This is a genomic window from Marinobacter sp. C7 (assembly GCF_022343555.1).
GTDB lineage: Bacteria > Pseudomonadota > Gammaproteobacteria > Pseudomonadales > Oleiphilaceae > Marinobacter.
The window spans coordinates 450,674-470,676 of record NZ_JAKQZH010000001.1 but is presented as its reverse complement, the minus strand read 5'-3'; the positions used below and the strand labels follow the sequence as shown (position 1 = coordinate 470,676).

Genomic DNA, 20,003 nt, shown 5'->3' with positions numbered 1-20,003 from the left:
CTTGAAGCCCGCACTCGCACTGGCGCTTGCCCTCAGCTTTGGCCTGGGGGCAGTGCCGGGCCTTGCCCAGCAGCAGGAGGTCACTCCCGCGCAGATCGAGGACCTCAAGGAAAGAATTGAGGGTATCGACGAGTGGCTGGCCGATGCCGAGGAAGACCGATCCGAACTGGAACAGCAACTGGCGGCAACGGAGCGCCGCATCGGCGAATTGACCCGCGAACGCCGGGCCCTGCGTGAACAGGCCGAGCAGCAACAGCAACGGCTGCTGGAGCTTGAACAGCAGGAAGCCGAGCTCAACAAGACCCTCAGCCGTCAGCGCGAGGGGCTGAAGCAACAGATCCGCTCCGCCTGGATGGAAGGAGACGCGCCCGCCGTCAAGGTACTGCTCAATGAGATCGATCCGGACCAGATTGCCCGGACCATGACTTATTATGAATACCTGAGTCGCAACACCGTCGAACGGCTCGAGGCCTTCCAGAGGAGTCTGCAGGAACTGCGACAGACCCAGGCCAGCGTACTTGTTACCCGGGCCGAGCTGAACGAGACCGAAGCCCGCCTGGACAAACGACAGCAGGAACTGGCGGCCTCCCGCAGGGAGCGGGAACAGACCCTGGTCGCGCTCAAGACCGAAATCCAGAGCCGGCGCAGCGAGAGGGACGAGCTGGAGGCAGACCGCAAACGCCTGGAACAACTGCTTGAGGAAGTCCAGCAGGCGATCGCCAGCATTCCCGCCCCCAACGAATCCCAGCCCTTCCGATCACTGAAGAACAAGCTGCCCTGGCCCGTCAAAGGCAAGGTGGTCAGCCGCTTTGGCGACCGCTATGCCGACGGCAAGCTCCGACGCAACGGCCTGCTGATCACCACCAGCAACGAGGCGCAGGTTAAAGCCATCCATTACGGCCGGGTCGTTTTCGCCAACTGGCTTCGAGGTTTTGGCCTGATCACCATCATTGATCATGGCGATGGCTACATGACACTGTACGGTCACAGCAGCAGTCTGTTTACCAGTCCGGGCGACTGGGTTGCGGCCGGTGAGACTATTGCGGTGGCGGGCCAGACCGGTGGCACCGATGCACCTGCGCTGTACTTTGAAGTGCGCCACAACGGCAAGCCGGACAACCCGACACGATGGCTGGCAAACTGACATTCCGGTGTGCCAACGCGAGGGCTGACAAACGGTCCGGCTGAAGCCATACTGTCGGGAATCAGGGAAATACGTCCAACTAGTGGAAACAGAACGGGATATATTGATGAAACGGGTCAGAAGTACACTTCCACCAAGGATTATGCGCAAACTCACGCTCGCTACCTGTTTCATTACCGCCTCGGGCATTGCGCTTGCCCAGGATCCCCAGTCCCGGGAATTGCTGGAGGGCATCCAGGACGGAGAGCGGGTGGAAGTCACCCTGCCCGATCCCGAAAAGCAGCTGCCGCTGGATGATCTGCGCAAATTCACCGAAGTGTTCAGCCGCATCAAGGACGCCTACGTCGAGGAAGTCTCTGACCAGCAACTGCTGGAAAGTGCCATCAAAGGCATGTTGTCCGACCTCGATCCCCACTCCACCTACCTTGCCCCCAAAGACTACGAAGAACTGGAAGAAAGCACCTCCGGCGAATTCGGCGGCCTCGGCATCGAAGTGGGCATGGAAAACGGCTTCGTCAAAGTGATCGCCCCGATCGACGACACCCCCGCACAGAAAGCCGGTGTCCAGGCCGGCGACCTGATCATCAAGCTCGACGAGAAGCCGGTGAAGGGCATGTCCCTCGAGGAAGCCGTGCAACTGATGCGGGGCAAGCCCGGCACCGTGCTGACCCTCACGATCATGCGCGAAGGCGAGAGCGCCCCGATCGAAATCGATGTCACCCGGGATATCATCAAGGTGACCAGCGTGAAGTCGCGCATGCTCGATAACGGTTACGGCTACCTGCGCATCACCCAGTTCCAGGCCGACACCGGCGGCCAGTTCCGGGACGCGCTGAAAAAACTCGAGACCGAACACGGTGCCGACCTCGACGGACTGGTCATCGACTTGCGCAACAATCCCGGTGGCGTGCTGCAGGCCGCCGTGGAAACCGCTGACGCCCTGCTCGACGGCGGACTGATTGTCTACACCGAGGGTCGGATCCAGAGTTCACGGCTGCGTTTCAGTGCCAAGCCGGGTGACATCATGGCCGGTACACCGATCGTCGTACTGATCAACGGCGGCTCCGCCTCAGCGTCCGAGATCCTCGCCGGCGCACTCCAGGATCACCAGAGAGCCGTCATCATGGGTACCCAGTCCTTCGGCAAGGGCAGTGTCCAGACCGTTATCCCGCTGGACGAGACCCATGCCATCAAGATGACCACTGCGCGCTACTACACACCGGACGGCCGCTCCATTCAGGCCACCGGTATCGAGCCCGACATTATGGTGCGCCCGGCGGAACTGACCGAACTCGACGGCCAGCCTTTCTTTACCGAGGCAGACCTCAGCGGCCACCTTGAAGGGCAGAATGAAGGTCAGGAGCGGGACCGCTCAGGCGAACAGGCAGCGGAAACCGGCTCCATGGTCCAGCGGGATTACCAGCTACGCTCCGCGTTGAATCTGCTCAAGGGCATGCACATCCTTAACCGCAGGGGGACAACCTCCGGAGAAGGAAGCGGCGAGTGAGCCTGATTCGTTACCTGTTCCTGGCAGTTGCGTGCGTTGCGGCAACAACTGCGACTGCCCAGGACACTAATCGCGAACTGCCACCCACTATCGCCATCATCATTGACGATATGGGACACAACCTTCAGGAAGGCCGGCGCCTGGTCAACATGGATCAGCCGCTGACCCTCGCCTTCCTGCCCTACCGGCGTTTCACCGAACAACTGGCCACTCTGGCCCACCGGCAGAACAAGGAAATCATGCTGCATGCGCCCATGGCCAATACCCAGAACTTCAGCCTGGGAGCCGGCGGGCTCACACCGGATATGGACGAACACACCCTGAGCCAGACCCTGCGCCGCTCGCTGCAGTCCATTCCCTTTGTCAGTGGCGTCAACAACCACATGGGCAGCCTGCTGACCCAGAAACTGGAAGCCATGGACTGGGTCATGAGAGAACTGGACAAATACCCGGTGTATTTCGTCGATAGCCGCACCATCGCCTCCTCCGTCGCAAGCGACGTCGCTAACGCCTACCAGATCCCGTCCCTGACCCGGGACGTGTTCCTCGACCACGAGCAGACCGAAGAATTTGTCGACCGGCAGTTCAAGTTATTGATCAAACGGGCCAAAGAGAATGGCAGCGCGGTGGGCATCGGCCATCCGCACAAGGTCACCGTGGACTACCTGGAGAAGCATCTACCACTGCTGGATCAGCAGGGCATCGCGATCGCCACGGTGAGCGGGCTCTGGGCCATGCGTAACGGGAACCGGGAGATGTTTGCGGAGGGGGAGAAACAGGCGATTCGGCCGGCTTATGCGGGGAAGATCAAGCTGGGGTCAGAAGAAGGCGTTCTTCTGACCCCGGAGGACCGTGACTATGGGGTCATAAAGTAGGGGTCAGATGAAAGCGTTCATCTGACCCCGGCTTCGGCTTTCACTCGGAGGTTGCCCTGAAAACGGGGTCAGAAGAACGCCTTCTTCTGACCCCACCTTCACTCACATCTGCTCAATCCCGGACTTCAATCCCCTGCGCCTTCATGAACGCCTTCGCCTCGGGAATCGTATGCTGCCCGAAGTGGAAAATGGAGGCGGCCAACACCGCATCCGCACCGCCTTTGGTGACGCCATCCGCGAGGTGCTGAAGCTCCCCCACGCCACCCGAGGCAATCACCGGCACCGCCACGGCATCACTGATGGCGCGAGTCAGGCCCAGGTCGAAGCCGATCTTGGTGCCGTCCCGGTCCATGCTGGTCAGGAGCAACTCGCCGGCGCCCATCTCGACCATCTTACGGGCCCATTCGACCGCATCCAGCCCGGTGGGCTTGCGGCCACCGTGAGTGAAGATTTCCCAGCGCGGCTCCTCGCCTTCGCCACTGACCCGCTTGGCATCGATGGCTACAACAATACACTGGCTGCCGAAGCGCTCGGCTGCCTCCCGAACAAACTCCGGGTTAAAGACCGCGGCAGTGTTAATGGATACCTTGTCGGCTCCGGCATTCAACAACTTGCGGATATCCTCGACGGTACGTACACCTCCACCCACGGTCAGCGGAATGAACACCTCCGCCGCCATTCGCTCCACCGTCTCGTAGGTGGTGTCACGACTCTCGTGGCTGGCCGTAATATCCAGGAAAGTGATTTCGTCAGCGCCCTGCTCGTTATAACGCCGGGCCACTTCCACCGGATCCCCGGCATCCCGGATATCCACGAAGTTCACGCCTTTGACCACGCGCCCCTTGTCCACGTCCAGGCAGGGAATGATGCGTTTTGCCAGTCCCATGCTAACTCCCTCAGCCGTTCAGGCTGTCGCAGAAGGCCTGGGCCTCGGCCACATCGAGGGTGCCTTCGTAGATGGCACGGCCGGTGATCGCCCCGAGGATACCTTTGTCCGCCACTTCGGCGAGGCGCTTGAGGTCATCCATATTGGTGACACCACCGGAGGCAATGACCGGAATACCGCCTTCTTCAGCCAGCTTCGCCGTCGCTTCCACGTTCACGCCCTGCATCATGCCATCGCGGCTGATGTCGGTGTAGACGATGGAATCAACACCGTCGTTGGCGAAGCGCTTGGCCAGGTCCACCGCCATCACCTCGGAGACTTCCGCCCAACCATCGGTGGCCACCCGGCCATCTTTGGCATCCAGGCCGACGATGATGTGGCCAGGGAAGCGCTTGCACATTTCAGTCACGAACTCCGGCTCTTTCACCGCCTTGGTACCGATGATCACCCATTGGACGCCTGCCTTGAGATAGGCCTCGATGGTTTCGGCCGAACGGATACCACCGCCGATCTGGATCGGCAGGTCCGGATACTTCCTGGCGATGGCCTGGACGATCTCGCCATTGACCGGCTCGCCGGCAAAGGCACCATTCAGGTCTACCAGGTGCAGGCGGCGCGCGCCAGCGTCCACCCAGCGGGTGGCCATGTCGACCGGATCGTCGCCGAAAACGGTGGAGTCATCCATCCGGCCCTGGCGCAGGCGTACGCATTTGCCGTCTTTGAGATCAATGGCGGGGATAATCAGCATAGAGCAATGTCCGTGTAGTTCGTTCTGATGGCCGGCGTTACTTGCCGGACCAGTCCACAAAGTTTTTCAGCAGCTGCAGGCCAGCCCGGGCACTTTTTTCCGGGTGGAACTGGACTGCAAAGATGTTGTCCCGGGCAACCGCTGCCGCCAGGTCGACGCCGTAGCGGGTCCGGCCGGCCATGTCGGCATTGCCCTCGGCCTCGGCGTAGAAACTGTGCACGAAGTAGAAGCGGTCACCGTCCGGGATGTTGTGCCAGAGCGGGTGATCGATGGTCTGGAAGACTTCGTTCCAGCCCATATGGGGCACCTTCAGGCGCTCACCGTTTTCCACCAGGTGATCGCCGAAATAGCGGACCTCTGAGGGGAACAGGCCGATACAGTCCACGCCGCCGTTCTCCTCGCTGCGTGACATCAGCGCCTGCATGCCGACACAGATACCCAGGAAGGGACGATCCCGGGACACTTCCCGGACCAGCGTATCTACCTCCAGCCGGCGAATCTCCGCCATGCAGTCACGAATGGCGCCGACCCCGGGCAGAATGACATGATCTGCCTCCCGGATCTGGTCGGCGTTATCGGTCACCAGGACGGTGACATCCGGGGCAACGTGCTCCACCGCCTTGCGTGCGGAATGAAGGTTCCCCATACCGTAGTCGATGATGGCAACGGTTTTCATGGTCAAATGCGATGTCCTGTTGGTGACCGGTTACAGCGAGCCTTTGGTGGAGGGAGTAATCCCCGCCATGCGCTCGTCCATCTCAATCGCCATGCGCAACGCACGGCCAAAGGCCTTGAACACCGTTTCAATCTGGTGGTGGGTGTTCTTGCCCTTCAGATTGTCGATATGCAGGGTCACCATGGAGTGGTTAACGAACCCGTGGAAGAACTCCTCGAACAGGTCCACATCGAAGCCACCCACAGAAGCGCGGGTATAGGGCACATCCATGGCCAGGCCCGGACGGCCTGACAGGTCGATCACAACGCGGGACAGGGCCTCATCCAGGGGCACGTAGGCATGTCCGTAGCGACGGATGCCCTTTTTGTCACCCACCGCCTGCTTGAAGGCCTGGCCCAGGGTAATGCCGATGTCTTCCACGGTGTGGTGATCGTCAATGTGCAGGTCGCCCTTCGAGACAATGTTGAGGTCGACCAGCCCGTGGCGGGCGATCTGGTCCATCATGTGCTCAAGGAACGGAACACCGGTGTCGAAGCTGGACTTGCCGGTGCCGTCGAGATCGATCTCGACGGTAATCTGTGTTTCGAGGGTATTGCGTTCTACGCGAGCCTTACGTTCGGCCATGGAGACTCCGTCGTCATAAACCGGCTTGGTGCCGTAAACATTTTGTTTGCGGATTATACCTTTTATGCCCGCCGGAGTCCCGCAACCGTATCAATGACCGCAATAGCTCAGAACGCTTTCTTGAGGTTGTCCATGTAGGTGTCCACGAGGCTGTTGAACTCGTGCTTGATCACCGGGCTGATGGCCAGCTTGAGCAGGCTCGGCAGGGGCACGGTCAGTTCTGCGCTGGTGCGGAATTTCACCCTGGTGGCATCGTCACCGTTGGCTGCCAGGGTCCAGGAACCGCTCACCACGCCGTTACCCTCGCCCTTGATCGGTTCCCAGGTAATCTTGCCCGCGTCCTTGTCCGAGTAGTATTTGCAGGCGTAGACAGACTGGATGGCATGCTTGTCCACACCCACCTTCTCCATCTCCCAGCGATAGCTGTTATCGCCCAGGTCAGTGAGCTTGTCGACTTTCGGGAAATAACTGGCGGAACGCGGTACGTCGGCCAGCAACTCAAAGACTTCGTCGTAACCCGCGGGGATCTCCAGATCGCGGTTCAATTCGATCGACACAGTAATTGCCACAGCCCACTCCTTCTTGTCTTTATAAACTGTCTGCGGAGGCCCAATGGCCCCTCGCGGGAAAATCAGGGGGTGTATTTTGGCCTATCACTACACCATTGTCATATTCCTGCGCTGTTAATTTGTTAACCCTGCGTTATCCTTAACTTTATTAGCCCGGGGTCTTGGCCTCAAGCTCCCGACGCTCACCGGAACAAGGAAGCTGTGATCATGAAAGCTGTTCGTTACCTCCTGATTGCCATCGTTGCCATCATTATTCTGGCCGTGGTGGCTATCGCGATTGCCATGGCGCTGATCGATCCGAACGACTACAAACCGCAGATCGAAAAGGCGGTCGAACAACAGACCAACCTGGATCTGAAACTGGAAGGTGATATCGGATGGTCCTTCATTCCCCTTGGCCTGGAACTCAATAATGTGAGCGCCGACCTGGAGGAAAAGCGCTTCGTTGCCCTGGAACAGCTGGTGGCAGAGGTGGATTTCTGGTCCCTGATTGCCATGTCGCCCCGGGTGAGCACCTTCGTCCTTGACGGCCTGGAGGCCAATCTGGAAGTCAACAAAGCGGGCGAAGGCAACTGGACGCGGATCATGCGTGAGTCCGCACCAGGCGAGGACGATGCACCGGCGGAACAACCCGCCGAACAGCCGCCACAGGAAACGGCCTCTGGCGGAGAGCCGCTCAACTTCAATGTTGAAAACGTCCAGATCAGCAATGCCCAGGTCCATTACACGGACAACAGTACCGGGCAGGCGGTGACCCTCGAGAACTTCGCGGTCAATGCCAGCGATATCACCCTGGGTTCCGAATTCCCATTGGAAATCAGCTTCCAGGTGGACACCACCAAGCCACAACTCAAGGTTGATGGCAGCATCAACGCCCGGCTGGCCGCCAACGAGGCTCTCAACGACTTCGCCGTGTCCGGCCTCAAGGCGGTGTTTGATATGAGTGGTGAGCCGTTTGGCGGCAAGTCCGTTACCGCCGAGCTTGCCGGCTCAGCCAAAGCCAACCTGGAAAACGAAACCGCAACACTCTCCGGCTTCACCGCCAGCCTCGCCAACCTGGCCCTGTCGACCGAACTCGAAGTACAGGGCTTCGGCGACAAACCGGCCCTGAAGGGCAATCTAAACATCCAGGAATTCTCGCTGAAGCAGCTGCTCGGCAACCTGGGCCAGCCAGCCATCGAAACCAGCGATCCCGATGTACTCAAAGCCGTTGCCTTCTCCACCGACATCGGCGGCTCACCAGGCACGGCGGCCCTGGCAAACCTTACCTTCAAGCTCGACGACACCACTTTCAACGGCTCCGGCAGCTACACCCTGGCCGACGGCGGCATTGTCTTCAATCTGCAGGGCGATGAACTCAATGCCGATCGTTACCTGCCGCCCAAGGCAGAAGGCGAGGACGCTGCCGCCAGTGAGGAACAGCAAACGGCAGAGGCCGGCTCCGCCGGAGGCTCAGGCTCCGCCCCGGAGTCCGACCTGCTTCCGCTGGAAACCCTGCGCACACTGCTGCTGGATGTGGATTTCGGCCTTGGCAAGCTGGTTGTCAGCAACCTGACCATCAATGCCATAAAGGCCAGCACCACCGCCAAGAACGGAGTGCTCAAGGTCGACGAATTCAGCGGCAAGATGTATGAAGGCAGCTTTGGTGCCAACGCCACCATCGATGCCCGCAGCGACAACCCCAAATGGACCATCGCGTCCAACGTGACCAATGTCCAGACCCTGCCCCTGCTGACCGACCTGGCGGAAGTGGACATGCTCGGCGGTGGTGCCAACCTGAAGGTAAATGCCACCACCACCGGCAACCGCATTTCCGTGCTGCGCGAGAATGCCGATGGCCAGATCAGCTTCAACCTGGCCAAGGGTGAGTTCCGGCGAATGAACCTGACGCGCATGGCCTGCCAGGGCATTGCCCTGGTCAACCAGGAGCAACTGACCACCACCGACTGGGGCGCTACCACCCCGTTCAACGACATGAGCGGCACCCTGGACATCAACGGCAACACTCTGGCCAACAAGAACCTCGTTGCCTCACTCGCGGGCATGAAGCTCGAAGGTCAGGGCACCGTCGACATGAAGCAAACCACCCTGGACTACGAAGCAGGCTTGCGCATTGTGGGCGAAGTGCACCGGGATCCGGCCTGCCGGGTCACCGAATACGTGGAGAACGTGGTGATTCCGGTGGAATGCCGCGGCAACTTCTCCGAGGACCCCGCCGGTCTGTGCTCCTTTGACGGCTCCCGCTTCCGGGACACCCTGAAAACCATCGCGGAGAATGCCGCCAAGGCCAAGGTGAAGAAAGAAGTGGACAAAGCCAAGGATGAGGCCGAAGAAAAGGTGAAGGAAAAGATCGAGGAAAAACTGGGCGACAAGCTCAAGGGCCTGTTCCAGTAATGACCGACCGTTTCGCCGACAAGCTGCTCACCTGGTACGACCAGCACGGCAGGCACGACCTGCCGTGGCACCATGACCGCAACGCCTATCGGGTATGGGTCTCCGAGATCATGCTCCAGCAGACCCAGGTGGCAACCGTCATCCCCTACTTCGAGGCCTTCATGGCCCGGTTCCCGACTGTCCATGACCTCGCAGGCGCGCCGGTCGATGATGTCCTGAGCCACTGGTCGGGCCTTGGCTACTATGCTCGCGCCCGCAACCTTCACAAGGCGGCAAAACAGGTGGTCGAGGAGTTTGGCGGCAAGTTTCCACAGGATCCGGAGGCACTGGAATCGCTCACCGGCATCGGCCGCTCCACCGCGGCCGCCATCGTCGCCCAGGCCTTTGGCAAGCGTGCCGCCATCCTCGACGGCAACGTCAAACGGGTACTGGCCCGTTACCACGCAGTTCCCGGCTGGCCCGGCCAGACTGCCGTGCTGAAGCGGCTATGGGAACACGCCGAGGCGCACACCCCGGAAGAACGGGTAACCGACTACACCCAGGCCATTATGGATCTGGGGGCCACGGTATGTACCCGCTCCCGGCCCGACTGCGAGGCCTGCCCGGTCAAATCCGGCTGCCAGGCCCATGCCCGTGGCGAGACAGCCCTATATCCCGGCTCCAGGCCCAAAAAAGCCAAACCGGAAAAAACCACCTGGATGGTCATTCTGGAAGACAGCGACGGCCGCATCCTGCTGGAGCGGCGGCCGCCCAGTGGCATCTGGGGCGGTCTCTGGAGCCTGCCGGAACTGGACCCGGCTTTTGGCCCGGAAGAGCTTTCGGAAGCCTGCGAACAGCAGCTGGGCATGAACTGTGGCGATCCGGAACTGATCAGTGGCTTTCGTCACACCTTCAGCCACTACCACCTGCACATCCAGCCTGTGCGGCTGCCCGTCACCGGCAACACGACAGTTTCCGATTCCGATCGATTGTGCTGGCTACACCGCGACGAAGCCCTGGCACTGGGTCTCCCCGCCCCCATCCGATCACTGCTCACCGAACCGGAACAGGCCGCCCTGCTCTGAGGCGGCGGTCACCCCGACCGATCTGTTATCATTCCGCCAGATTTCACATCAACACAGGAGCCGACATGAGCCGCACCGTATTCTGTCGCAAGTACCAGAAAGAAATGGAAGGCCTCGACTTCCCGCCCATGCCCGGCGCCAAGGGCCAGGACATTTTCGAGAATATCTCGAAGCAGGCCTGGGAAGAATGGCAAGCCCAGCAGACCATGCTCATCAATGAAAAACACCTGAGCCTGATGGACCCGAACACCCGGAAATACCTGCAGGCCCAGATGGAGCACTTCTTCAACAACGAGCCTTTTGACCAGGCCGAGGGTTACGTTCCGCCCGAGAAATAACGGCGATTGATCAAGGCCTGAGCAACCCTGAAAAGATTCGGAATTTTTTGCCTGCCAGCCTTGACTCATCAACCCTAAACCGGTTTAATAGCGCCCCGTTGCAGCGCAGTACCGCAACATGCCCGGATAGCTCAGTTGGTAGAGCAGGGGATTGAAAATCCCCGTGTCGGTGGTTCGATTCCGCCTCCGGGCACCATTAAGAATTCTGACGAAGCCCGCCCTGTGCGGGCTTTGTTGTTTCTGGGTCCTCCCTCTTTCACTCCTCTACTGATTCCCTGTGCCCGGGCTTTTGGCCATTAACGCGATACCTTCCCGATTGATGGCCTTTCCAGTGATTCAGCCCGAACGCAACTGACCGTATCATTGTGGCCAGCCACCACAGGAGCCTTTGGACCACACTCCATGCCCAAGCAAAATGTCCGTCAGACCGGGATGCCCAAGGGGATTCTGGCAACCCTCCTCGCCCTCTATCTGGCCCAGGGACTACCCTCCGGCCTGTTCGCCCATGCCCTGCCCGTATTCTGGCGCGAAGCCGGCGTTTCGCTGACCTGGATTGGCGCGTTGAAACTGCTCGCCTTACCCTGGGTGCTGAAGGCATTCTGGGCGCCGTTCGTTGACCGCAGCCTGGTGCGTGGTCAAACGCCGTTCTCCTGGATACTGCGGCTTCAGCTAACAGCAGCACTACTCCTGAGCACCCTGGCCTGGCTTGGTCTGGTACCCGACAGTGCTGTCGCTCTGGCGGGTGCCGCGTTACTGGTCATGAGCATCAATCTGCTGATGGCCACCCAGGACGTCGTCACCGATGGCCTGGCGGTGCGTTGGATCGCCCCACACTGGCGCGGGTTGGCCAACGCCATCCAGGTGGCAGGCTACAAGGTGGGCATGCTGGCGGGCGGCAGCCTGCTGTTAATGGTCACCGGCTATATGGAACCCGAAACCGCACTGTTACTCCCGGCGCTACTGCTGGTAGCACTGCTGTTTGTGGTTGGCCGATCCCGGGGCGTACGCCAGCCTCTCTCACTGGATAACGCTCCGGCCCCAGGCAACGGAAGCCTCAGAGCTGCATTTATCGGGCTGTGGCGTCAGCCCGGCATGGCTTTCTGGTTGCTGATGGTCATTGGCTACAAAGTGGCGGATGCCATGGGCTCCGGCATGATTCGGCCCATGCTTTCTGATGCCGGCTGGGATGCGCACGCCATCGGCACCTTCACTATCATCACTACTCTGGCAGGACTGTTGGGAGCGGCCCTGGGGGGATGGCTGTACACCCTGATCGGAGGTCATCGCGCGTTCATTCTGGCAGGCATCGCCCAGGCGCTGACAATCATGGCGTGGGTACTGGCTGCGGGACCTGCAACGGAAGCTTCAACCGTCTACGCCGTCGGCCTGGCTGAACAACTCGCTGATGGCGCATCCACGGTAGTGCTGTTCGCCATGATGATGAACGTCTGCCGCAGCCAATGGGCGGGCACCGACTTCACGGTGCAGGCTTCCATCCAGGTGGTCGCCGCAGGGCTGTTCGGAGTGCTGGGTGGTTTAATCGCGGACCTGGCAGGTTATGCCATACTCCTGACTGCATCCGGACTGGGAGGCCTGGTCGTCGTCGCGGCTTTTGCCCTTCAGGGACACCGGGTGCTAACGATGACCAGTCCCCGAAGGCGCCAGTAAAGCAGAGCAGTTCTAGTTGAGCTGACTGCCCGGCCCCGGCTTACTGCACACCTGCCAGTCCACCACATTGCCGTCCGGATCAAAGTGGACAAAACCGGCGAAGCCGTCATCGTGGACCCAGGTCTTTACATACCCGACAACTTCGCCATCATCCTTGCACAGATCGAACGTGGACTTGCTGTCATCGGCTGGAGCTTCAGTTTCGTGGGGCTGGATCGTGAGTCGGGGATCGTTGAGCGGGAAAAGATCAAGGTGACGCGCGTTCATATGGGGCACTCCCTGATTACGAACGGTTACATTAAAAGCGCGCCCCAATATAACCCAGGTTGGCAGCGGAAAAACTGCTCTCGGTCAGTTTTCTAAGACCAATCGGGGATAATGCCAGTGGCTCAGAGACCGTTTCTTTATGAAGGCCTCGCAACCCTCCGCGGCTTCCATCATGTACAAAAAAACCGGGAAGCAGACCTCCCCGGCTAAACCCGTCTTCGCTTCCACAGATCCTGCCGGATTCCGGCCCAGATCTGCCGGTAAACCTCGGCAGCCGGACTGCCGGGGGCCAACCGCTCCAGTGGCAATCCCTCCTCGCCCATGCGCTCGACCACGCTGGCGTAGGGAACGGCTACGCCCAGATTATTCGCCAGAACATCGCGCCCCTGCTCTACAATTTCCTTATGCAGGTTCTTCCGGCGATCGACCATGGAAAAGAAGGGCCGCAACTTCCGGGGGCCGAGTTTCTTGTCCTTCACGAACAGCTGCAACTGTTTCCAGCTGTTCACCGCCAGCCAGGTTGGCACCACCGGTACATACACCCGGTCCGCCACGTCCAGCACCTGCTCGGTCAACCGTGAAAGCGTGGGTGGACAATCCAGGATCACCAGGCTGGTCTCCTCAGACAGAGGAGCGAGCATATCCCGCAGAACATTACCGCCGGATTCCTGCTCAAGCTTGATGTCAAAAATTTCGGAAGCTCGTGTGGGCAGGAATAAAATCCAATCCGGGGTAAACATCATCATGGATAAACCTGGCCATAGGCGCCTTACCCTCGAGGAGCTTGGACAACTTGCGCCCTTTTACTGTTTCCGCACCCGCCAGGTAAAAACTGGAGGCACCCTGCGGGTCCAGATCCCATAACAGCGTCCGGCAATTGTCCTGGCTTGCCAGATAGGCAACGTTAACCGCCGCTGCCGTCTTGCCAACCCCACCCTTGGGGCTGTAAAAAGCAATGATCCTCATTGAGGCATAACTCCCGACTTTCCTTGTGTAACCAGACCGTACAGGGTAGCAGTCACACCATGGCCCTTTGTGAAGCTTTTGTTACACTGACGCTTCGCAAGCTACAAAAAAGCAAAACATCGAGGTAACCATGAATTCGCCGTCGCACGTGTTTGATCAAGCGGTGTCACTCCGGCCCGTCAGCACTGGAGTTCTTTCGGGGCAAACAAGCCCTGCTTACCAGAACATGGTGGGCCCTTTTGGCGGCGTGACCGGCGCCACCCTGCTCAATGCCGTACTCAGCCATGACGAGCTGCTGGGAGAGCCGGTATCCCTGACCGTGCACTTCGCAGCCCCCATAGCCGAAGGCGGATTCGAAGTTCGGGCCAGGCCGATCCGAACCAACCGCAGCAGCCAGCACTGGTTCGCCGAACTGGTCCAGGACGAGGACGTGGTTGCTTTTGCCACTGCCGTGACCGCCAAGGGGCGGGATACCTGGAGCACTACGGATGCCAGCTTCCCGCAGGTACCGCCGGCGGAGGAGCTTGAGCAAACCCCGATGCGTCAGGGCGCCCCGGTATGGACACGGTGCTACGACATGCGTTTTGTAGAAGGGGCACTGGGAGGACAGCCAAGCGAGAACCACCCCTCGGAAAGCCTGTTCTGGATGCGGGATGAACCACCACGGCCTCTGGACTACCTCTCACTGGCAGCCCTGTGCGACGTATTCTTTCCGCGGATCTACATTCGCCGACCCAAGCTGGTCCCTATCGGCACTGTGGCGATGACCACCTACTTTCACGCAGATGCGGAGCAACTGCGTGAGCTGGGCACCGCTCATGCGCTGGGCCATGCCCGGGGCCTGCATTTCGGCAACGGCTTTTTTGACCAGAGTGCCGAGATCTGGAGTGCTGATGGCCGGCTGCTGGCCACCAGCCATCAGGTCGTGTATTTCAAGGAATGAGAGGTGGAAGGTTTTCGTAAAACCACGGTCACGCGGCCTTGCGAAAACCCTCCACTCGTACGGTTTTGTCCCGGCTGCGCTTGTATTTGGTTTTGTCCTCGACAACACGCATCTGGTACTTTGGCGTTCTGAGTTCCCGTTGCACGGCACTGTGCCGGGTCGCTTTAGCTCGTTTTTTGGCCATATCGGCTACTCCTTACTCATGACTGGTTTCAACCAACCTTTATACTAACACTTCATCTGTTTTCAAGGGCGTAAGGAATGACACTCACCCTCTGGCTGACCTTCCTGGTGGCGGCAACCCTGATCAGCGTCTCACCCGGTGCAGGCGCCGTGAATACCATGAGCAATGGTCTGCGCTACGGAGTGAAGCGGTCGCTGCCGGCCATTCTTGGTTTGCAGCTGGGCTATGGTGCGCAGATTGTCCTGGTGGGAGCTGGCCTCGGCGCCATTGTCGCTTCCTCGGCCACGGCCCTGACGGTCATCAAGTGGGTGGGCGTGGCCTATCTGATCTGGCTCGGCATCCAGAAATGGCGGGAACCGGTGATGGAAGCTGTCGCTGATGACCAGAGCGCACTCAGTCACCGGCGGCAGTTCTGGAATGCCGCACTGGTCAACCTGACCAACCCCAAGGCCACGGTGTTTCTCGTAGCCCTCTTTCCCCAATTCCTGGTGGCCGACGCGCCCCATGGCCCCCAGCTGATTACCATGGGCACCACGCTGATTCTCGTGGATTGTCTGGTCATGCTGGGCTATGCCCTGCTGGCCAGCCAGCTGTTCCGATTCATGACCACGCCCAAACGGCAGCGGCAGATGAACCGGGTTTTCGGCGGCCTGTTTGTGACCGCCGCCATGGCGCTGGCCAGCTTCAAACGGGCAGCCTAACGCAGAATACACTCCCGGCTGTAGGTCTTGCTCAGCCTCCTCCGTTTCTCCCGCAAGCTGTTGCCCCGGTCGTTCTTGTACCCTGCCCTTAGCTGGGACTGGATCCGGTCGAGCTTTTTTCGGTAACCGTCACACGTCGTGGCATGTTGATTTTGATGCTCTCGGCCGCCACGGGCCTTCCTCGGAGTGTCCGAGGCGGACAGCATGGATTGCACCTCGTCCCGGGTGGCCGAGATATTCCGGGATCGACGAAGATTGTCCGCCATTGGAACGGTCACCGGATTGCGGAGCTCGAGCTCAGTGTGGGGCAGGCGTTCGGGTGGCTTGTCGGAGAAATGGATGGAGCCGGTGGCATCCGTCCAGCGATAGACCTCGGCCTGGACCGGGGTAGTGAGCAACAGGCAAAGCAGGGTTGTGGCCTTGATCCTTGGCATGGGTTCACGTCCTGTGAAGTTGGTTTTTTGAAGAAGGGGTCAGAAGAAGGCGCTCTTCTGACCCCGGGATTCGGGCTTCAAAGTGGGGTCAGATGAATGCGTTCATCTGACCCCGGGTTGGGACTATAGCGAATTTGGGGATGAAAATGGGGCCAGAAGAAAGCTTTCTTCTGACCCCGGAGTATGAGCTTGGACTTGGGGTCAGATGAACGCTTTCATCTGACCCCGTCTCCGCCTTTTACCCTCACTGATCGAGCAGTTCGATCCAGTGATTGACCTGCACCGGAGACTTGGTCTCCAGGTGCATCTGGCAACCGATGTTGGCGGTCACGATGCGGTCCGGGTTGTCCACCGTCAGGGCCTTGAGCTTGTTATCCAGCAGCTTCTGGCTCAGCTCGGGCTGAAGCACTGAATAGGTGCCGGCGGAGCCGCAGCACAGGTGCTTGTCCTTGGTCTGGGCCAGTTCCACGCCCGCCTTGGTCAGCACCTGTTCCACCACGCCACTTTGCTTCATGGCATGCTGCAGGGTACAGGGACAGTGGAAGGCCACCTTGCCAGGGCTCTGGTTGAGCTTGAGCTTTTCAAGGTCCTGCTGGAGCAGGAAGGCGCCGAGGTCGGTACACAGTTCGCTGACCTTCTTGGCCTTGGCGGCATAGACCGGATCATCCTTAAGAAGGTGCCCGTAGTCCTGCACCATCGCGCCACAGCCGGAGGCGGTCATAATGATCGCTTCCGCACCGGCTTCGATGGCGGGCCACCAGGCGTCGATGTTCTGGCGCATCCGCTCCAGGCCCTTCTCGTGCTCGGACAGGTGGTAGTTCACCGCACCGCAGCAGCCGGCTTCCGGAGCCTCCACCATGGTGATGCCCAGCTTGTCCAGAACGCGGGCGGCAGCGGCGTTGGTGTTCGGCGTGGCCGAGGGCTGAACACAACCGGCCAGAGCCAGGACAACCCGGTTATGGCTCGCCGCGGGCCAGGGGCTTGCGCTCTTGCGGGGCGGCACCTTGGTGCGCAGTTTTTCCGGCAGTACCGGCCGGAATACCTGCCCCATACGCAGCATCAGGCCGAACAGCTGACGGTTCGGGATCACCCGCGCCAGGGCCCAGCGGAGCCACTTGTCTTTGGGTTCACGCGGGACCTCCTTCTCGATCAGGCCACGGCTGATATCGACCAGCCGGCCATACTGCACACCGGACGGACAGGTGGTCTCGCAGCTGCGACAGGTCAGGCAGCGGTCCAGATGGTCGCGGGTCTTCTCGGTGATTTCCTCACCTTCCAGGAACATCTTCATCAGATAGATCCGGCCCCGGGGACCGTCACGCTCATCGTTCAGTTCCTGGTAGGTCGGGCAGGTGGCGGTACAGAAGCCACAATGCACACAAGCCCTCAGGATGGACTCTGCCTCTTGCCCTTCAGGGGTGTTGGCAAATTGTTGAACCAGATTCGTTTGCATAATTACAACCAGCTATAGAGACGGCCGGGATTGAAGATGCCGTCGGGGTCGAACGAGTTCTTCACACGGCGCTGGATGGCTTTCAGCGCCTCGGGTTGGCTGTGCAGGACGTCACCGGAGCGATCGCCACCGCGGAACAGGCTGACCTGACCACCGGCGGTCTTCGCCAGCGGCTCCAGGTCTGCGAGGGTCGCCTCGCCCCGGAACCAGCGCTGGGAACCGGCCCAGTCGATGAACCAGCTGCCTTCCACCTTGGGGTTGGGCGCCGTGGAATCCACGGAGAAACGCCACAGCGGTGCATCGTTGCCGGCGAAAAATTCGTGCTGCATATCGCGCACCTGCTGCCAGAAGTCGTCTCCGCCCTCCATGACGTCACCAGACCATTTTTCGGCTGTTGCCTCAACGGCGGAGCGGGCGCCGGACAGGCGAAGATACACCTTGCCATCAACCCAGCAGGCACCGGTAATCGGCTTGGGCTCACCGGCACGGCGGTTCATGTAATCGATGACGTCTTCCAGGGCCATCTCTTCCACCAGCGTGGCGGTGGCAGCCGGTTTGGGCATCACCTTCATGCTGATTTCGGTAATCGCACCCAGGGTACCCATGGCGCCGGCCTGCAGGCGCGAGACGTCGTAACCGGCCACGTTTTTCATCACCTGGCCACCAAAACGCATGTGTTCGCCTTTACCATTCAGCAGGCGGATACCCAGCACCTGGTCCCGGACCGAACCGGACCAAGGCCGCGATGGACCGGAAAGGTTGCACGCCAGGGTACCGCCAATGGTGGACGCCTCGCCGAACCGGGGCGGCTCGAAATGCAGGCACTGCCCTTCCTCGGCCAATGCAGCCTCAATGTCCTTGATTGGCGTCCCGGCGCGGACGGTCAGCACCAGCTCCACCGGGTGGTATTCCACAATCCCGGTGTGTTCGGCCAGGCTCAGGGTGCCGGCCCCGGAGTCAGCGGCGCGGCCCATGAATGACTTGGTGCCGCCACCGACGATGTTGAGTTTCTGCCCGTTGTTGCGGGTCTGGAGAACTTGCTCCTGTAACTGTTGGGTCATATCAGCCATGGGCGGCGTCCGTCTGTTCGTGCTTGCGTTGCTTGTGTTCGATAGAGCGGTATTCCTGACAGAACTTGAGGGTGGGCACCCCTTTGCCAGGATTCAGGATACCGGTTGGGTCAAACGCGGCTTTGACGTCATGGAACTGTTGCAGTTCCTCGTCGTTGAACTGCACTGCCATCTGGCGGATTTTCTCCACGCCGACACCGTGCTCGCCGGTGATGCAGCCGCCCACTTCGACGCACAATTCGAGAATCTTGCTGCCGAATGCTTCAGTGGTCTCGAATTCCCCGGGCACGTTCGCATCGAACAGGATCAGCGGATGCAGGTTGCCGTCCCCGGCGTGGAAAACGTTCGCTACACGCAGGCCAAACTCGTCGGACATCTTTTCCATTTCCAGCAGGACACGGGCGAGATGCCGGCGGGGAATGGTGCCGTCCATGCAGTAGTAATCGGGGGAAATCCGACCGACCGCCGGGAAGGCAGACTTCCGGCCCTTCCATAACAGAGCACGCTCTTCCTCACTCTGGGAGGTCCGGATTGAGGTCGCCCCCAGCTTGCGGAAAACGTCTTCGGCCTCCGCAATGTGCTCATGTACTTCCTCCTCGGTGCCGTCCACCTCGCACAGCAGCAAGGCCTTGGCCTCACGCGGATAACCCGCCTGCGCGAAGTCATCCGCCGCAATGATGGCGTGGCTGTCCATCATCTCCAGCCCCCCCGGTATGATGCCGTGGGAGATAATGCCGCCGACGGCGTCGCCGCCTTTTTCGACACTGTCGAAGCCCGCCATGATCACCTGGGCCACCTCGGGCTTGGGCAACAGCTTGACCTTCACTTCGGTCACCACACCCAGCAGACCCTCCGACCCGGTAATCAGCGCCAGCATATCCATACCGCAACTATCCAGACCGTCGCTGCCGATGGTGATCAGATCGCCCTCGGCGGTCACCATCTCGACACTCAGGATGTTGTGAACGGTCAGGCCGTATTTCAGGCAGTGCACGCCCCCGGAGTTCTCTGCCACGTTGCCACCGATGGTGCAGGCAATCTGGGAGGAGGGATCCGGACCGTAATACAGACCGTACTGGGCGGCCTCTTCACTGATGGCAAGGTTACGGACACCCGGCTGCAGCCTCGCCGTTCGACCGAGCGGATCGATCTTGATAATCCGGTTGAACTTGGCCAGCGAGAGCACTACCCCTTCCTTGTGCGGCATGGCACCGGCGCACAGGCCAGTCCCCGCACCGCGGGCAACCACCGGGACGTCGTTTTCGTGGCAGATACGCATCACGCGTTGTACCTGCTCCACGGTTTCCGGCAGTACCACGAGCATCGGCATTTCGCGATACATCGCGAGTCCGTCGCACTCGTAGGGTTTCAGGGTTTCGTCATCGGTGATGACGTATTCCGGGTCAATGAATGACCGGAACTGCTCCGCCAGCTGCGCTTTGCTGGCTTTCGGCTTGGTATTCATAACATTCTCTGATTCTGGATATCGTCG

General features: G+C 60.2%; 20 protein-coding genes, 1 tRNA gene and 1 pseudogene. 10 read left to right on the top strand and 12 right to left on the bottom strand.

Going from position 1 to position 20,003, the window contains the following annotated elements:
- Position 1 precedes the first annotated feature (1 nt).
- The 3 genes from MD273_RS02120 to MD273_RS02110 all read left to right on the top strand — a co-directional run bounded on the left by MD273_RS02120 (position 2) and on the right by MD273_RS02110 (position 3,526).
- Positions 2-1,144: a murein hydrolase activator EnvC family protein gene (locus MD273_RS02120; protein WP_502846031.1), complete on the top strand. Its 1,143-nt coding sequence runs from the start codon at positions 2-4 to the stop codon at positions 1,142-1,144.
- A gap of 106 nt (positions 1,145-1,250) precedes the next feature.
- On the top strand, positions 1,251-2,651 hold the full coding sequence (locus MD273_RS02115; RefSeq protein ID WP_239036115.1) for a S41 family peptidase: 1,401 nt from the start codon (positions 1,251-1,253) through the stop codon (positions 2,649-2,651).
- 20 nt (positions 2,652-2,671) lie between these two features.
- Complete coding sequence (locus tag MD273_RS02110; RefSeq protein WP_239037595.1) at positions 2,672-3,526, top strand: divergent polysaccharide deacetylase family protein; 855 nt, start codon at positions 2,672-2,674, stop codon at positions 3,524-3,526.
- Positions 3,527-3,638: 112 nt separating this feature from the next.
- Here the strand turns inward: MD273_RS02110 and hisF are convergent, their stop codons facing one another.
- From hisF to MD273_RS02085, 5 genes are all read right to left on the bottom strand, one after another.
- On the bottom strand, positions 3,639-4,412 hold the full coding sequence (gene hisF, locus MD273_RS02105) for an imidazole glycerol phosphate synthase subunit HisF (RefSeq protein WP_239036114.1): 774 nt from the start codon (positions 4,410-4,412) through the stop codon (positions 3,639-3,641).
- Between the two features lie 10 nt (positions 4,413-4,422).
- Entirely contained in the window at positions 4,423-5,160 is a 738-nt protein-coding gene (gene hisA, locus MD273_RS02100) for a 1-(5-phosphoribosyl)-5-[(5-phosphoribosylamino)methylideneamino]imidazole-4-carboxamide isomerase (protein WP_239036113.1), read from the bottom strand.
- Positions 5,161-5,197: 37 nt separating this feature from the next.
- Positions 5,198-5,836 (bottom strand): imidazole glycerol phosphate synthase subunit HisH, encoded by a 639-nt coding sequence (hisH, locus tag MD273_RS02095; RefSeq protein ID WP_239037594.1) that lies wholly within the window; start codon positions 5,834-5,836, stop codon positions 5,198-5,200.
- 30 nt (positions 5,837-5,866) lie between these two features.
- Positions 5,867-6,460 carry an imidazoleglycerol-phosphate dehydratase HisB gene (gene hisB / locus MD273_RS02090; protein ID WP_239036112.1) on the bottom strand — a complete coding sequence of 198 codons (594 nt, stop codon included), beginning with the start codon at positions 6,458-6,460 and terminating at the stop codon, positions 5,867-5,869.
- 107 nt (positions 6,461-6,567) lie between these two features.
- Positions 6,568-7,029 (bottom strand): SRPBCC family protein, encoded by a 462-nt coding sequence (locus MD273_RS02085; protein WP_239036111.1) that lies wholly within the window; start codon positions 7,027-7,029, stop codon positions 6,568-6,570.
- Between the two features lie 207 nt (positions 7,030-7,236).
- Between MD273_RS02085 and MD273_RS02080 the strand changes: the two genes are divergently transcribed.
- The 5 genes from MD273_RS02080 (at position 7,237) to MD273_RS02060 (ending at position 12,493) form a co-directional block, all read left to right on the top strand.
- On the top strand, positions 7,237-9,423 hold the full coding sequence (locus MD273_RS02080) for an AsmA family protein (protein ID WP_239036110.1): 2,187 nt from the start codon (positions 7,237-7,239) through the stop codon (positions 9,421-9,423).
- A complete protein-coding gene (mutY, locus tag MD273_RS02075; protein ID WP_239036109.1) occupies positions 9,423-10,487 on the top strand; it encodes an A/G-specific adenine glycosylase in 1,065 nt (354 codons plus the stop codon). The genes MD273_RS02080 and mutY overlap by 1 nt, the downstream gene beginning before the upstream one ends.
- 65 nt (positions 10,488-10,552) lie before the next feature.
- Positions 10,553-10,825 (top strand): oxidative damage protection protein, encoded by a 273-nt coding sequence (locus MD273_RS02070; protein ID WP_239036108.1) that lies wholly within the window; start codon positions 10,553-10,555, stop codon positions 10,823-10,825.
- Between the two features lie 120 nt (positions 10,826-10,945).
- Positions 10,946-11,021, top strand: a tRNA-Phe gene (locus MD273_RS02065).
- Positions 11,022-11,227: 206 nt separating this feature from the next.
- A complete protein-coding gene (locus tag MD273_RS02060; protein ID WP_239036107.1) occupies positions 11,228-12,493 on the top strand; it encodes an MFS transporter in 1,266 nt (421 codons plus the stop codon).
- Positions 12,494-12,505: 12 nt separating this feature from the next.
- On the opposite strand, the gene MD273_RS02055 is transcribed toward MD273_RS02060, so the two are convergent.
- Positions 12,506-12,760 (bottom strand): hypothetical protein, encoded by a 255-nt coding sequence (locus MD273_RS02055; RefSeq protein ID WP_239036106.1) that lies wholly within the window; start codon positions 12,758-12,760, stop codon positions 12,506-12,508.
- A gap of 206 nt (positions 12,761-12,966) precedes the next feature.
- Positions 12,967-13,726: pseudogene (locus tag MD273_RS02050) on the bottom strand (ParA family protein).
- Between the two features lie 226 nt (positions 13,727-13,952).
- Here MD273_RS02050 and MD273_RS02045 point away from each other — a divergent pair.
- Positions 13,953-14,669, top strand: a complete 717-nt coding sequence (locus MD273_RS02045) for an acyl-CoA thioesterase (protein ID WP_239036105.1) — start codon at positions 13,953-13,955, stop codon at positions 14,667-14,669.
- A 28-nt stretch (positions 14,670-14,697) separates the two neighbouring features.
- Here the strand turns inward: MD273_RS02045 and MD273_RS02040 are convergent, their stop codons facing one another.
- Entirely contained in the window at positions 14,698-14,853 is a 156-nt protein-coding gene (locus MD273_RS02040) for a hypothetical protein (protein WP_175497293.1), read from the bottom strand.
- Positions 14,854-14,930: 77 nt separating this feature from the next.
- Between MD273_RS02040 and rhtB the strand changes: the two genes are divergently transcribed.
- Positions 14,931-15,554, top strand: a complete 624-nt coding sequence (rhtB, locus tag MD273_RS02035; RefSeq protein WP_239036104.1) for a homoserine/homoserine lactone efflux protein — start codon at positions 14,931-14,933, stop codon at positions 15,552-15,554.
- On the opposite strand, the gene MD273_RS02030 is transcribed toward rhtB, so the two are convergent.
- The 4 genes from MD273_RS02030 to MD273_RS02015 form a co-directional block, all read right to left on the bottom strand.
- Positions 15,551-15,988, bottom strand: a complete 438-nt coding sequence (locus MD273_RS02030; RefSeq protein ID WP_239036103.1) for a DUF4124 domain-containing protein — start codon at positions 15,986-15,988, stop codon at positions 15,551-15,553. The two genes, rhtB and MD273_RS02030, sit on opposite strands and share 4 nt — an antisense overlap.
- A gap of 244 nt (positions 15,989-16,232) precedes the next feature.
- Entirely contained in the window at positions 16,233-17,441 is a 1,209-nt protein-coding gene (glcF, locus tag MD273_RS02025) for a glycolate oxidase subunit GlcF (RefSeq protein WP_239036102.1), read from the bottom strand.
- A gap of 2 nt (positions 17,442-17,443) precedes the next feature.
- A complete protein-coding gene (gene glcE, locus MD273_RS02020; protein WP_239036101.1) occupies positions 17,444-18,511 on the bottom strand; it encodes a glycolate oxidase subunit GlcE in 1,068 nt (355 codons plus the stop codon).
- Entirely contained in the window at positions 18,504-19,976 is a 1,473-nt protein-coding gene (locus MD273_RS02015; RefSeq protein ID WP_239036100.1) for an FAD-linked oxidase C-terminal domain-containing protein, read from the bottom strand. Before MD273_RS02015 ends, glcE begins: the two co-directional genes overlap by 8 nt.
- Between the last annotated feature and the right edge of the window lie 27 nt (positions 19,977-20,003).

What these genes read in the sequence shown, in the direction of transcription:
- glcF (WP_239036102.1), bottom strand. Translation starts at nt 17,441, where the DNA reads ATGCAAACGAATCTGGTTCAACAATTTGCCAACACCCCTGAAGGGCAA.
- mutY (WP_239036109.1), top strand. Translation starts at nt 9,423, where the DNA reads ATGACCGACCGTTTCGCCGACAAGCTGCTCACCTGGTACGACCAGCAC.
- rhtB (WP_239036104.1), top strand. Translation starts at nt 14,931, where the DNA reads ATGACACTCACCCTCTGGCTGACCTTCCTGGTGGCGGCAACCCTGATC.
- glcE (WP_239036101.1), bottom strand. Translation starts at nt 18,511, where the DNA reads ATGGCTGATATGACCCAACAGTTACAGGAGCAAGTTCTCCAGACCCGC.
- MD273_RS02080 (WP_239036110.1), top strand. Translation starts at nt 7,237, where the DNA reads ATGAAAGCTGTTCGTTACCTCCTGATTGCCATCGTTGCCATCATTATT.
- MD273_RS02055 (WP_239036106.1), bottom strand. Translation starts at nt 12,760, where the DNA reads ATGAACGCGCGTCACCTTGATCTTTTCCCGCTCAACGATCCCCGACTC.
- MD273_RS02070 (WP_239036108.1), top strand. Translation starts at nt 10,553, where the DNA reads ATGAGCCGCACCGTATTCTGTCGCAAGTACCAGAAAGAAATGGAAGGC.
- MD273_RS02045 (WP_239036105.1), top strand. Translation starts at nt 13,953, where the DNA reads ATGGTGGGCCCTTTTGGCGGCGTGACCGGCGCCACCCTGCTCAATGCC.
- hisH (WP_239037594.1), bottom strand. Translation starts at nt 5,836, where the DNA reads ATGAAAACCGTTGCCATCATCGACTACGGTATGGGGAACCTTCATTCC.
- hisA (WP_239036113.1), bottom strand. Translation starts at nt 5,160, where the DNA reads ATGCTGATTATCCCCGCCATTGATCTCAAAGACGGCAAATGCGTACGC.
- MD273_RS02030 (WP_239036103.1), bottom strand. Translation starts at nt 15,988, where the DNA reads ATGCCAAGGATCAAGGCCACAACCCTGCTTTGCCTGTTGCTCACTACC.
- MD273_RS02015 (WP_239036100.1), bottom strand. Translation starts at nt 19,976, where the DNA reads ATGAATACCAAGCCGAAAGCCAGCAAAGCGCAGCTGGCGGAGCAGTTC.
- MD273_RS02040 (WP_175497293.1), bottom strand. Translation starts at nt 14,853, where the DNA reads ATGGCCAAAAAACGAGCTAAAGCGACCCGGCACAGTGCCGTGCAACGG.
- MD273_RS02115 (WP_239036115.1), top strand. Translation starts at nt 1,251, where the DNA reads ATGAAACGGGTCAGAAGTACACTTCCACCAAGGATTATGCGCAAACTC.
- hisF (WP_239036114.1), bottom strand. Translation starts at nt 4,412, where the DNA reads ATGGGACTGGCAAAACGCATCATTCCCTGCCTGGACGTGGACAAGGGG.
- hisB (WP_239036112.1), bottom strand. Translation starts at nt 6,460, where the DNA reads ATGGCCGAACGTAAGGCTCGCGTAGAACGCAATACCCTCGAAACACAG.
- MD273_RS02060 (WP_239036107.1), top strand. Translation starts at nt 11,228, where the DNA reads ATGCCCAAGCAAAATGTCCGTCAGACCGGGATGCCCAAGGGGATTCTG.